Genomic DNA, 14,428 nt, shown 5'->3' on the forward strand with positions numbered 1-14,428 from the left:
TTATCTTAACGCCATTCTTGTTCTCGCGAACCCCCTTGGCGTTGACATAAAGGGAACCCTTTCCTCCGCTTATATTTGTAAACATTTTTCGCAATGAAAGTTCCCCCCGGAATTGGCCGACAGGCCGTTTTTGCTGACGAATCTGTGTTTTAATCCAATGCGAATGAGTTTTGACGTGGACTTACCATAAGGGTTCCCTTTCGTTCCGAGCTTCTCTGTCCGCTATCGAACCAAACTGAGGTGAGTCATTTGATGGATCACCTCGATGTCGCAGACCCCGCATTATTTTCTGCAATAACGGATGCAATTCTAGAGAACCGAATTGAAATCGCGGTTCAGGGAATACATTGCGTTACAAATGCTGACCGTTTGCTTTACGGCGAGTGCCTTGCACGACTCCTGAACCGCGACGGTACCATCACCAGTGCTGGCGAGTTCATTCCCATCCTGGATATCTGGGGCAAAACACCGCTCCTTGACCAGCACATGATTAAGCTCGTTCTTGACGAACTGGACACAGATTCACGCGCAGTTTTGGGCTGCAACATTTCTACTGACAGCCTCGCAGACGCCGAATGGTCACTGATTTATCGTCAGTTGGTCGAACGTGCTCATTTGGCTCACCGTCTGGTTCTTGAAATTACCGAAACACGGCCGCTCGGCGACATTGTTACCGCCAACAGATCCCTGGCGGCTGCGCGTAAGCTCGGTTGTCTAATTGCCGTCGATGATTTCGGCAGCGGTCAAGTTACACCCTGGCAGTTGCTGCGGCTGGAGGTCGATATCGTGAAAATCGACGCGTCATTTGTGCGCGACATCAAGGAATCCCATTCTCGAGGCAACAGCCTTCAATTCATGATCGGTCTGGCAAAGTGCGCAGCTCCGACTGTTATCGTCGAAGGTGTCGAAAACAATTCTCATCTGATCGATGCCGTGTTGGCCGGGGCTACTCATGTCCAGGGCTTTCATCTTTCTCGACCAGCATTTCTGCATTCAAACGAGCCTGTGTTTCGGGCTAATTCTGAGGGTAAGACATGTCATTAATTTCCAGAGATCTGGCGCGTGTACTGGGGTCAACCGCCATTGCACTGGTTCTAACAGGCGCAGTTGCGAAAGCTGAGCCCGCAGTTACGATGGATGGAGCCGCATATCGGTATTCTGCTGGCGGCACGGATACGACGAGTGGTAACACTTTTGAAGCTGCCACGAGCGGGACGACAAAGCGGGCATGGGGCATGCTCGTATATAACGGCTCAAAAGCGCACGTTTCCGATACAACAGTCATCACGTCTGGAGCGAAGGCTCACGGAATTCAGGTCGGTGCCAAAGGTGGCAACGCAGACGGTGCAGATCATTCAGCAATCAATCTCGGCAACGGCGTCAATGTCACGACGGGCGGAAATGATTCTTATGGTCTTCATGCTATTGATGGCGGCAACATCTCTGGCACAGCGACTGTCGGTACGACTGGTGCCAGAGCTTACGGCGCGTTTGCAGAATCCTTCTCGACAATCGATCTGACTGGCGGCTCGATCACCACGAGTGGCAGCCTTGCATATGGCCTGCTCGCGAACAACGATATGAATACTGTCGGCGGCAAAATCACCGCGACGGATGTTGATATCGACACCTCTTCCAGCTGGACATTCGGTGCTTATGCCAAAAATGGCGGCGAAATTACGCTAAACGGTGGCTCGATCACCACCACGGGCGAACGCGCTTATGGCATTCTCGCCAGCAATGGCGGTATAGTTAGCTCAAGCGCCGATATCAAAACCACTTTCGATAAGACTCACGGCATCCAGGCGGGTGAGGATGCAAATAATCCTGGCGGGCAGGTAAATCTGACTGGCGGAAGCGTTACAACTGATGGGGTTTTCTCTGTCGGCCTGCACGCTGTTCAAGGCGGCACAATCCAGGGCAACACGACAATCACGACCAATGGCATGAATGGTCACGGCGCGTTCGCTGAAAGCGATTCAATTATTGCGCTGAATAACTCGACCATTACTACAAGGGGCAATACTGCTTACGGTCTTCATGCCAACAATGACAAAAACACGGTTGGTGGCAAAATCACTGCTGTAGATACCGTCATAACGACAAATGGCGTTCATTCCTACGGTGCGTTTGCCGACAATGGCGGCCAGATCAATTTGACGGGTGGCTCGATCACAACCGCCAATGAAAAAGGCAAAGGAACGCAAGATGGTGACGGTTCGCGCGGCTACGCCCTTTTCTCTCAGGGTAGTGGTTCCCTTGTCAGTGCCGAAGGAACGGCGATCCACACACTTGGACAGCGCGCCTATGGCGCTTATGCGCTGAATGGTGGTGATGTCGATCTGAAGAATGTTTCGATCACGACCGAGGGCTTCATGGCCTACGGTGTGTATGCATCTGGTACAGGATCAGTGCTGAATGCCGAGAACGTCAACATCACGACGTCTGGCGACGTTGGCGATGCCGCGTGGGCATATGCGGGTGGTATTCTCAATCTGAAAGGCGGCACATACAACGTCCTGGGAGAGCAAAACTCGAATTCGCCGCATGAAAATGCCAACGGTCTTATCGCTGTTGGTGGTACGGCAACGACTGACGGCGGCATCATTAATGCAGAAAACCTGGTTATCAACACGACTGGTGCCGACAGCTACGGTTTCCGAGCTGGCGCTGTTGTTGGCAACGACCAAACGTTTGGTACAATTGATCTGAAAAATACCACGATTACTGCCTCTGGTGAGAACGCCTATATCGGCCAGGTTCAGTATGGCAGCACTCTCACGGTTTCGGATTCCACGCTGAAATCCGAGCGTGGGATCGGCATTGGACTGACTGACAGCGCCGATGTAACACTCAACAAGACCACGATTATCTCCGGTAAGGAAACGTTCGAGTCCACATTCACGAAATCTGGTCAGACCCAGAACCTGAGCTTGGGCGATAGCACGATTGCAACGCAAAATAACGGAACCCTGCTGAAGGTAAATCGTGAAACAGCTGGCGGTGACGGTATCGTCAATCTGAATCTGCAAGCTGGATCGACATCGAGCGGCGATATCGTTGATACTGACGCTACGAAGACGACAGGTCTCGTCAACGTCAAGGTTGAGCAAGGTGCGACCTATAAAGGTAAGATCGAAGGCATCACTGATCTGGACGCCGAATCCGGCACCGAACTGACTTTCGAAGCTGGTACCGAGATCGCGGGCAACCTGACGGGAACGAACAGCACCTTCAATTTCGATCCTTTGGGCGCGGATATTGGTGGCGATGTCGAACTGAATGACGGCTCCTCCACCCACGGCGGTAGCATCGACACCCCAATTACCGTTGGCGGCAATGTTCTCGTTGATCCGACCTCCATTATGGGCGGCAATTGGAATATTGCAGGCGATCTAACCGCAAATGGCACGATCACCCCCGGCAACTCGATTGGCGTTGTAACGGTTGGCGGCGATGCGACATTCAGTGCAGATTCTATATATGCAGTTGAAATCGCAGGCGACGGAACGAGCGACCGTATCGATGTGACCGGAAAGGCAACACTGCAAGGTGGTACTGTCGAAGTTACTGCACTTGACGACAAGGTAAGCTATCAGGATGGTCAAAAATACACTATCCTGACTGCAGGTAATGGTGTGGACGGCGAGTTCTCTGAAGCCGTATCCAAGTCGATCTTCCTGACGGCTGAATTGCAGCACCTGGCAAACGCGGTCGATCTGACCGTGGGCCTGGTTGCCGATCCTGTCGATCCGGAGAACCCACCAGTCGTATTCGAAAAGGTGGCTAAGACAGGCAATCAGGTCGCTACGGCTCGTGCGCTGGACAGCCTGGAACAAAGCGGTTCGTCACTTGAACTGTATAACTCGGTTCTCTTCCTGACGAATGAAGACGAAGCTCGTGATGCCTTCAACCAGCTGTCAGGAGACACGCATGCATCGGTAAAAACAGGTCTTATCGATACTGCAAACTTGACTGCGGATGCGATCAATAATCGCCTGCGCTCGGCATTTGAAGGTGTGGCCGCCAAGGACGCTCCTGTTCTGTCATTCGCTCAATCGCCAAAAGGCAGTGCACCGCAGCCGTTCGATGCAGTTGAGCCTGCTTCATACGATTATGGTGTCTGGGCTTCTGGTTTCGGTTCGTGGGTCGTTCACGACGGAAATGCAAACACGGGCGGCTTGAAGTCGACCACGGGCGGCTTCCTGTCTGGTGTTGATGTCGGCTTTGTTTCCGGATGGCGTCTTGGCGTTGTCGGCGGTTACAGCCAGACCGATCTTGATGCCAAGGGCCGTTTTGCTTCGGCGACGAGCGATAACTGGCATCTGGGTGTCTATGGTGGCAATCAATGGGGACCAATTGGTCTGCGCGCTGGCCTCGTGCACACTTGGCATAGCATCGACTCTTCACGCTCGGTTGCTTACACAGGTTTCAGCGACAGCCTCGATGCTGATTATGATGCCCGTACATTCCAGGCATTTGGTGAACTTGGTTATCGCATCGATACGGCTGCGGCATCCTTTGAACCGTTTGCCAACCTGTCGCATGTTCGTTTGCACACCGATGGTTTCACTGAAAAGGGCAGTGCGGCAGCTTTGTCTGTTAACGGTGAAACGACCAGCACCACCTTCACAACCATTGGTCTGAGGGCATCGGCTCCCCTCCAGCTCGGTGCCACCACCACCAATCTGAAGGGAACTCTCGGCTGGCGTCACGCTTATGGTGACATCACGCCGGAATCCACGCAGTACTTCGCAGGAAGCAACGCCTTTACCGTCGAAGGTGTCGCAATCGCCAAGGATGCGGCTCTGGTCGAAGCTGGCTTTGATGTCGCCATCACTGAAGCATCAACCTTCGGTGTAAGCTACGTCGGCCAGTTTGGCAGCGATACCATTCAGAATGGTTTCAATGCGAGTTTGAACGTCAAGTTCTAATTTCAAAGCAAGTCGCATTACCCCTCAGATATGTAAGCGATTTCCAATAAGGGTCTTCAGTTGCTCCTGAGGCCCTACTTGCCGCCCAACGTAAAGTTGGGCGGCCTTTTCTCAACAACTCTCAATGCACTCTTGGGTGGGGCTTTCCATGAATAAAATTAACGGGTTCGTTTTCGACCATAGCGTCGAGATACAAAAAGAATCTGAATTGTCCTTTCAACATCGTTATGACGATGGAGTTTCTACATCTGGCAGTAAACAACGGCTGAAATACTGGCTCGCCACAGTATCCTTATCGATTCTGGCATCAGTGGGACGAGCCACGATTAATTCGAAATTCACACACAAAGCCGCATTGGTTGCACTTGGTGTCGTCGCTGCACCAGTATTAGCGCAGGCACACACAGATTCACTTGGCTATATTCTAACACCTGGAAGCGAGGACGGTAAGTATAACGCCCAGGTTGTCTACGGTAGTTGGCACCCCGGAACAATCGGCCCTGAAGGATCGGTAAACCTCTACAAAGATGGTGACCTAATTGGAACGGAGACTTTCAGTATTTTGCTTGCCGACGTCGCTAACGGAACCTTGCCAGATGGGCTTACCACAGGGCAGAACTATTTTTTTGCTAATGGCAGCGAATTAACAAGCGATCCAAGCGGACACACAATATACAACTTTCAATCCGCAACGTTTCTGGACCTCACGCCTGGTACATATACATTCAGCTATGCGAGCACTAGCGGGCTTTCGCAGAATTGGGAGCCTTCTGGCATCGCAATCAGCCAAGGTAGCTTCATAATCACTGACAACGGTGAAATCATCGTTCCGGGCACTGCTACTGATATCGATAGTAACGCACCATCATATAATGCGAGTAATTTGGGAGACACTGTAAACCCCGCGTTTACTGGCGGGACGTTGGTCACCGACGAAAACAACGCAAGCTACTCGAATAATTTTACGCTGGACAGTTCACCATCCAATACAATTGATAGCAGCGGTAATCATTCGAACCTTACTGGCAGTTTTTCAGATGCCGATCCATCTCAACCTGGCCAGATTACTTTTGATGACACTGTCGGAGGCGGTAGTGTAACACTCGAAGGCCACAATACCCATACCGGTGGAACGACTGTCAATGATGGGACACTGGCACTTTCTGGAAACGGCACGCTCGGTGCTGACGCAAACACCACAACGGTGAATGGCGGTACGCTTGATCTCGGCGGGACAAACCAGACCCAGCAGCAGCTGGTTCAGGCGGGTGGTACTGTTCAGGACGGAACGATCAACGTCGACACATATACCATGTCTGACGGTCAGCTTGCTGCCGACGCAACTGTCGTTGCATCGAACAGCTTCGACCTCAGCTCGGGCGATGTAGATGGTGTACTGGATGGCTCCGGTGCATTGACCAAGTCCGGTTCGGGCACGGTTACCCTCACCAATGACAATGGCTATACCGGTGGAACGACTGTCAATGATGGGACACTGGCACTTTCTGGTAACGGCACGCTCGGCGCTGATACAAACACCACAACGGTAAATGGCGGAACGCTCGATCTGGGCGGGACAAACCAGACCCAGCAGCAGCTGGTTCAGGCAGGTGGTACCGTTCAGGACGGAACGATCAACGTCGGCACATATACCATGTCCGACGGTCAGCTTGCTGCCGACGCAACTGTCGTTGCATCGAACAGCTTAGACCTCAGATCGGGCGATGTAGACGGTGTTCTGGATGGTTCCGGTGAATTGACCAAGTCCGGTTCGGGAACGGTCACCCTCACCAACGACAATGCTTATACCGGTGGAACGACTGTCAATGACGGAACGCTGGCGCTTTCTGGTAACGGCACGCTCGGCGCTGATACAAACACCACAACGGTAAATGGCGGAACGCTCGATCTGGGCGGGACAAACCAGACCCAGCAGCAGCTGGTTCAGGCGGGTGGTACCGTTCAGGACGGAACGATCAACGTCGACACATACACCATGTCCGAAGGTCAGCTTGCTGCCGACGCAACTGTCGTTGCATCGAACAGCTTAGACCTCAGCTCGGGCGATGTAGACGGTGTTCTGGATGGTTCCGGTGAATTGACCAAGTCCGGTTCGGGAACGGTCACCCTCACCAACGACAATGCTTATACCGGTGGAACGACTGTCAATGACGGAACGCTGGCGCTTTCTGGTAACGGCACGCTCGGCGCTGATACAAACACCACAACGGTAAATGGCGGAACGCTCGATCTGGGCGGGACAAACCAGACCCAGCAGCAGCTGGTTCAGGCGGGTGGTACCGTTCAGGACGGAACGATCAACGTCGACACATACACCATGTCCGAAGGTCAGCTTGCTGCCGACGCAACTGTCGTTGCATCGAACAGCTTCGACCTCAGCTCCGGCGATGTAGATGGTGTACTGGATGGTTCCGGTGCATTGACCAAGTCCGGATCGGGCACGATCACCCTCACCAACGACAATGGTTATACCGGTGGAACGACTGTCAATGACGGGACACTGGCATTAGGCAATGGAGGAAGCTCCGGATCAGTCAAGGGCGATATTCTCAACAATGGAACCCTGAAAATAAATCGTAATGATTTCATTGACCTAACCAGCAACAATATTTCTGGTGATGGCAATGTCGAATTTGTTGGCGGAGGTGTAAACCTCCTCGGTGATAACAACACCTACTCCGGTGGGACTTCTATTGAGAATTCACTTGTAGCGGGTTCGGCAACCAGCTTCGGATCTGGTGATGTTCATAACAATGGTGTGATTGTTCTCTCGCAAACCGAAAAGGGAACGTTGAGCAATCGACTGAACGGCGGAGGCGATTTTTATAAGTTTGGTTCTGCCGCGCTGAACCTGGAAGGCGACGGGGATTTCCACGGAAATTTCCGTGTTACCGAAGGTAAAGTTGCAGCAAACTCACATCTCGACCGGGCGCATTTTTATGTTAGTCAGGATGCGGTTCTCACCGGTGTGGGTACTCTGGGCGGACTAACCCTGGAAAGCGGCGCTCTACTCGCCACCGGTAATAATAACATCGGTCAAATGGAGGTCGCGGGAAATATCTACAAGCAAAACGGTTCATTATGGTCGGTTGAATTGGGCCAAATTGGATCGAACGATGCTCTTTCTGCAACTGGTTCCGCTCACATTGAGGACGGGGCAGTTCTCAATGTGACCAATATTTCAGGTTCCCGATACACCCTTGGTGGAGCATATACGGTTCTGACTGCCAATGAAGGAGTTTCTGGCCGCTATGCCCTAACCGGTGACACCTATGTATCCGCTTTCTACGGTCTCGAAGCGGATTACTCCGACGCAAACTCTGTAGTACTCCGAGTAGCTCAAACGAAGCAATATAATGAAATTGATGGCCTGAACTACAACCAACGCAATGTTGCATTTGGCCTTCAATCATTGGGCGTCGGCAATCCTTTGTATAACGCGATGGGCTACCTATCCAATGAAGACGATGCCAAGAACGCCTTCACTCAATTGTCAGGTGAAATCCATGCCTCGGCACGATCTGTGGCAATTGAAGACAGTCGGTTCGTACGTGAAGCAGCGCTCGACCGCTTAACAAGCGGAACAATCGACTCCAATCTCTATTGGTGGTCGCATGGGTTCGGTTCGGACGGTCGCTTCGACAATACGTCCAGCAATGGCTCAACCGATATAGATCGCACTATCGGTGGAGGATTCGCTGGCGTCGATGTCGGAGTATCTGATACGTGGAGAATCGGCGCGTTAGCTGGCTATAGCCATTCGAACTTTAACACTCGCTGGCAGACGTCAAGTGCTGAAGTGCAGTCATATCATGCCGGAGTATATGGCGGCGGAACTGTTGGTCTCGTAAATCTCCGGATTGGTGGCGCATATAGCTGGCAGGACGTCGATACATCGCGAACGGTAGCATTCCCTGGATTTAGCGATAACCTGACAGCAAGCTACCACAATCAGGTAACTCAGCTATTTGGTGAGGCCAGCCACCCATTCGCGATCAATAATGTAACCATTGAGCCTTTTGCGGGCCTGGCCTATGTTCATCTTAAGACAGACGGCTTCACCGAAACAGGAGGTGCCGCGTCGCTCTCCAACGATGCCTCCACAGACGATACCGTGTTTACGACAGTAGGTTTCCGCGCCAGCGTTCCGGTTTCGGAAGATGGCGCTACCCGGCTCAGCGGCTCAGCAGGTTGGAGATATGCGTACAATGATCTTACGCCTTCGAACTCTGTAAGCTTTGCATCTGGTAGTGAAGCCTTCTCAGTGGGTGGCCTGCCTATTGCGAAAAATGTTGCAGTCTTGGAACTGGGCTTGGAACGCAAAATGACCAATGGACTGGGACTCGAAGTCAAATATTCAGGTCAAATGAACGGCGACGTGCAAGATCACGGAGCACGTGCATCTCTGCAGTGGAAGTTCTGAGCATGATCTAAACAGCACTGGCGCGAATTGCGCCGGTGCTCAACCATTTGGGTGTATATAGCGTGAAAATTGGCAAGATTCTTATTACGAGCTTGATGAGCGCTGTTCTGTGGGCTCCGTTTCCTTCACTTGCAGCAGATAAAAAAATAGTTAGTGACCAGGCAACAAAAGGCGCTTGGAACGTTGTGTGTAAGGATGACAACGGTACAAAGCGTTGCGCAGTTATCCAACAAGTGGCCGCTAGAGTAGGATCGAAATCAAATATCCAGCAAAGGATGTTTGCAATTGAATTGCTCCGTAAAGAAAACGGGGCCAGAGGTACTCTAATACTTCCGTTTGGTCTTGCTGTCAGCAAGGGCATTACAATTAATATTGATAGTTCCAAAAATGAAACTCCCGTAATCCCTTTTAAAACATGTTTGCAGGCCGGATGCATTGTTGAACTAGAATTCGGGGCCGAGTCATTGGAGAGACTAAAAAGCGCTAGTGAGTTGAGTATAAAATTCTACCTTGCGGCCAATGATCAAAAGCAGACCTTCAACGTGTCTCTAAATGGCTTTCGTCAGGCTTTTGAGCAAATTGAGGCTGCGGAAAACAAATAAAAAATGCAAATTAGACAACACAAAGAAGATGGTGACTGGGTGGATACGACCTTCGATTCTTGTGCGACTATTACAGCGACATTTCAAGATGACGTGTTTCGTTATCGCAAGGAATCCATAGGCTTATACAATTTTTCTCAAAAAGAAACGGAATAGATTCAGCGCCGGACTGAATGTGAAGTTCTAAAGCAGTTTGGAAATCGCAACACCCCTCACACAGAACAAGCATAGCGATTTCCTTAGATAGGACTTTGGGTTGCTCCTGGGTCCTCCACTTGCCGCCCAACCATTATGGTTGGGCGGCTTTTTGTGTAAGCTACGCAAGTATAGTTAGGTAGCGTCTCTTTCAATTTATGGGGATTTTTCGCACACAACCCGCTGTTTTTCGTGGATTTCCTCTTAATAATACTTCATAAATTAGAGAATATAAAAATGGGCAATATCTTCGCCTCGTCCATTCGAATGCGAAGATCAAACTTGGGGCACATAGACGCAGCGGTCGGAAAGCGTCTTGGGGTAGGAAACATGTCAGTATCGCGAAATACTTCGCGCTGCGTTATCGCGGCGTCCATATTTGTGTTTTCTTCGACAACCTTTATTTCTTCAGCGTTCGCGCAGTCAGCATTGGCAGGCCACGGCGGACTGGGAGGGGCCAGTGCGGGCGGAATGCCAGGTGGAAATGGAGGCGACGCGACCTTCACGGGTTCTAACATCGCAGGCTCTCCGGGCTTCGATGTTACAGATCCCTTCTCTGGAGGTGGACCCGGCGGAGGGGCTGACAGCGCGATTGAATCGACTGGTCTTGCTTCCGCCTTCAATTCCCTGACTATCCAAGCACAATCTGGTGGAAATGGAGGCAGCATCCTTTTGCCAGGTTTAGGTGGGGGTGGCGGTGGAGGCGGAGGGGCGAGCATTCGATATATCGACTCCATCCATCTACAGAGCTTAGAAAACCAAGGCAACCTCACAGGCGGCAACGGTGGTAACGGTGGTAACGCGCACGTCGCAACTGTAGGTGTCGATGGCGGTAATGGCGGTGGTGGCGGCACTGCATTGATTTTCAACATTCCCAGCAAAGCGAGCGCGTCGGTTGTACGTAATTCCGGCTCAATAACGGGTGGCAATGGTGGATTCGGGGGCTACGGTTCCACAGGCGGCAGTGGTGGCTCGGGTGGTGATGGAATACACATCGCTGGCGATCTGTTCAACGTAACTAACACTGGACAGATCTCTGGAGGCCAGGGAGGACACCCTGGAATTGGACAGTTCACACCTAATCAGGTCGTCGGCAATGGTGGTGTTGGCCTTAGAATTAAAGGCAACGGCAACTATGTTACGAATTCAGGCATTATTTCGGGTGGCGCGACGGCTCAGGGGTATGTTGTCGGTACTGTAGTAACTGGTGGATCAGGCTTACTAGTAACCGGAAACAACAACATCGTCACAAATTACGGTGCTATTCGGTCAGGTCTGGACTCAACAGGCTTGTTATCCGCCCCTGCTCTAAAACTATCTGGCAACGACAACCGCCTCGTTATAGGCGACAGTTACTCATTCAACAGTTCCGTTGTATCTGCTGGCGACCGCAACGTTCTGGATTTGGGCGGATCCGTTAATTCTTATCTGAATATCGATATATATTCTGGGTTTTCGGCTGTCGACAAAACCACGAATGCTAAGTGGACGGTTGTCGGATCGACTGGAGATTCAATGCCATGGAATATCCAGGCAGGTACGTTGCAGGTTGGTGAAGGTGCCACGCAAGGCCATATCGGTAATGGCAATGTCAATCTATTGAATGGCGGCACCACTATTGCGTTCAACAATGATTATAGTACGACTGCAGTCAACCAGATTTCAGGATTTGGCGGCCTGACGAAACAGGGTAGCGGAACACTCACCCTGGAAGGCATGAATAGTTACACAGGCGCGACGATAATCGAATCTGGGACGCTTTCGCTGTCCAAAAATGGCCGCATCAGTTCGTCAGAAGCAGTCACGGTAAATGGGACACTCGACATTTCAAATGTGGACGGCGCTCTGGTCAGGAATCTGACTGGGAACGGAACGATCAATATGGGTGACGCATCGTTGTCGATCAACAACGCCACAGACACGACATTTGGTGGCCAGATTATTGGATCTGGCGGCGTCTCTCTCTCAAATGGCTGGCTAACACTGACCGGAGAAAACACCTTTGCCGGAGGTATTGGCCTTTCGAGTAGTTCGGTCTTGATAATTGGAGAGGGAGGGACATCCGGTTCCATCACCGGGAACGTTACCAATTTCGGCCTTCTTGCCTTCAATCGCTCAGATGATGCCGTTTATGGTGGCCAAATTACTGGCACGGGCAGCCTCTATGTGGTGGGTAGCGGCAAACTCACGCTCACTGGGAATAGCAGTTCCAGTGGTAACGTTCTGATTGGCCCCGACAGCACACTTCAGCTGGGCAACGGCGGCTCGACAGGACATATCGGCGGCACCAATTTCACCGGAATGATATCCAACCTCGGAACATTGATTTACAATCGCTCCAACGATGTTTCCTGGAAAGGTGTCTATGCTGGCAACGGCGAAATCATCAAGGAAGGAACCAACACGCTTACGCTGACTGGTGACAGTTCCGGATATGCAGGTTCCACTTTTGTTAAAAGCGGCAAGCTGATCGTTGGAAACAACCTGGGCAACGGCAAGCTCGGCGGCGATGTAACCGTTTCTAACGGCGCAACCCTTGGCGGATATGGCACGCTTGGTTCTGGCTCAGGTTCTCTCGTAAGCATCCAATCCGGTGGCATTCTGTCACCTGGCAATTCGATTGGAACCTTGACGATCAATGGTGACCTGACATTGCAAGCTGGCTCCTATCTCATGACCGAGCTGGCTGGCGATGGCAGCGCCGACCTCGTCAATGTCACCGGTCGTGCAAACATTGGCGGTTCGCATCTCGTTATTACGGCGCTCGACCCCGAGATCAGCTACCAGGCAGGCCAGAAGTACAACATTCTGTCCGCAGGTGATCTCGTCAGCGGCCAATTTGCTGATGTGACGTCCAGCTCTGCATTCCTAACTTTCACACTCGATCCAGAGCAGAATTCGAACGCCTTTAACGTTGCATTGAAGCCAAAGGCTACGGAGCCGGAGCCAAACAAGCCTGATCCGGGCACCAATCCAGAACCCGGCGAAAAGCCGGAGCCAAGCCCATTGTTCACGACAGTTGCAAACACGAACAACCAGTTCGCAGCCGCTCAGGCACTGGATTCACTCTCACAGACCGGAAGTTCACTGGCGCTTTACAACAGGCTCCTGATGCTTTCGGCCGACGAAGCCCGTGCTGCTTATGACAATCTGTCTGGTGAGGCATATGCGTCTGCGAAAGGTACGCTGATCAATCAGTCGCAGTTTATCAACAGCGCTATAACCAATCGACTTCAGCAGGCAAACGGCTCCACGCCGACAGCCCCAGTGGCAACGATGAACTATGTGTCGGAAGCCAAAAAGCCTGATGCCTTTGGGACCGTTATCCCGCAAACGGATTCTGAAAATCTCTATACGGGATGGGCATACGCTTACGGAGCCTGGAGCGAACAGGATTCGACCAGCAACACTGGCCGCATGAAATCTTCGGTCGGTGGCTTTGTAACTGGTATCGACAGACTTGTTTATGAAAACTGGCGTCTTGGACTCTTGGCCGGATACAGCCATACCTCGTTTAACGTAGACAGCCGAGCATCGTCGGGCAGCAGCGATAACTACACACTAGGCGCTTATACAGGCACCGAATGGCCGATGTCTAACGACAACGCTTTGGCCTTCAGCTCAGGTGTAGCCTACACGTGGCATCAGATGGACATGAACCGTTCCGTCGCCTTCCCTGCTTTCAGCGATAGTTTGAATGCCGACTACGATGCGGGCACATTTCAGATATTCGGCGAACTCGGATACAAGATCCGTCTGCCCAAGGCAGTGATCGAACCGTACGCCAATCTGTCCTATGTTCGTTTGAAAACTGACGGTTTTGATGAGGACGGCCAGACCGCAGCGGCGTTGTCCATGAATTCCGATACGATGAGTACCACGTTCAGTACTCTAGGCGTTCGGGCATCGACTGGCTTCGATCTTGGAACGATCCCGACGACCGCTAGGGCCGATCTTGGATGGCGACATGCAGCTGGCGACAACGATTCCGTTTCAACGGCCAGCTTTGTCGGCTCGAACGCTTTCACTGTTGCGGGCGCGCCGATAGCCAAGGACACGGCAGTCATTGAAGCCGGATTGGATTTCGAGTTGTCGAAAGATGCTACTCTTGGGTTGTCCTACAGCGGCCAGTTCGGATCGGGCGCTCAGCGGAATGGTTTCAATGCGGCATTGAAGGTCAGCTTCTGATCTTAGAATCGAAACCAAATAAAAGAGGTCTACGGCCCTCTTTTTGCGTAATCCGTTCAAGCAAC

Annotated in this window: 5 protein-coding genes; all 5 read left to right on the plus strand. The window is 51.8% G+C overall.

The features are described from left to right. Positions 1 to 252 precede the first annotated feature (252 nt). The 5 genes from F9K94_RS21460 to F9K94_RS21480 all read left to right on the plus strand — a co-directional run bounded on the left by F9K94_RS21460 (position 253) and on the right by F9K94_RS21480 (position 14,363). Positions 253 to 1,044: an EAL domain-containing protein gene (locus F9K94_RS21460; protein ID WP_192799553.1), complete on the plus strand. Its 792-nt coding sequence runs from the start codon at positions 253 to 255 to the stop codon at positions 1,042 to 1,044. Next, the gene (locus F9K94_RS21465; RefSeq protein ID WP_151648380.1) at positions 1,035 to 4,934 is read left to right on the plus strand and encodes an autotransporter domain-containing protein; all 3,900 of its coding nucleotides are present in this window, start codon (positions 1,035 to 1,037) and stop codon (positions 4,932 to 4,934) included. Before F9K94_RS21460 ends, F9K94_RS21465 begins: the two co-directional genes overlap by 10 nt. A 148-nt stretch (positions 4,935 to 5,082) precedes the next feature. Next, complete coding sequence (locus tag F9K94_RS21470) at positions 5,083 to 9,378, plus strand: autotransporter domain-containing protein (RefSeq protein ID WP_192799554.1); 4,296 nt, start codon at positions 5,083 to 5,085, stop codon at positions 9,376 to 9,378. Between the two features lie 62 nt (positions 9,379 to 9,440). Next, positions 9,441 to 9,980 (plus strand): invasion associated locus B family protein, encoded by a 540-nt coding sequence (locus F9K94_RS21475; RefSeq protein WP_151648384.1) that lies wholly within the window; start codon positions 9,441 to 9,443, stop codon positions 9,978 to 9,980. A 525-nt stretch (positions 9,981 to 10,505) separates the two neighbouring features. Continuing rightward, positions 10,506 to 14,363: an autotransporter domain-containing protein gene (locus F9K94_RS21480; protein ID WP_235920665.1), complete on the plus strand. Its 3,858-nt coding sequence runs from the start codon at positions 10,506 to 10,508 to the stop codon at positions 14,361 to 14,363. Positions 14,364 to 14,428: the final 65 nt, after the last annotated feature.

Source organism: Brucella tritici, assembly GCF_008932285.1.
Lineage (GTDB): Bacteria > Pseudomonadota > Alphaproteobacteria > Rhizobiales > Rhizobiaceae > Brucella > Brucella tritici.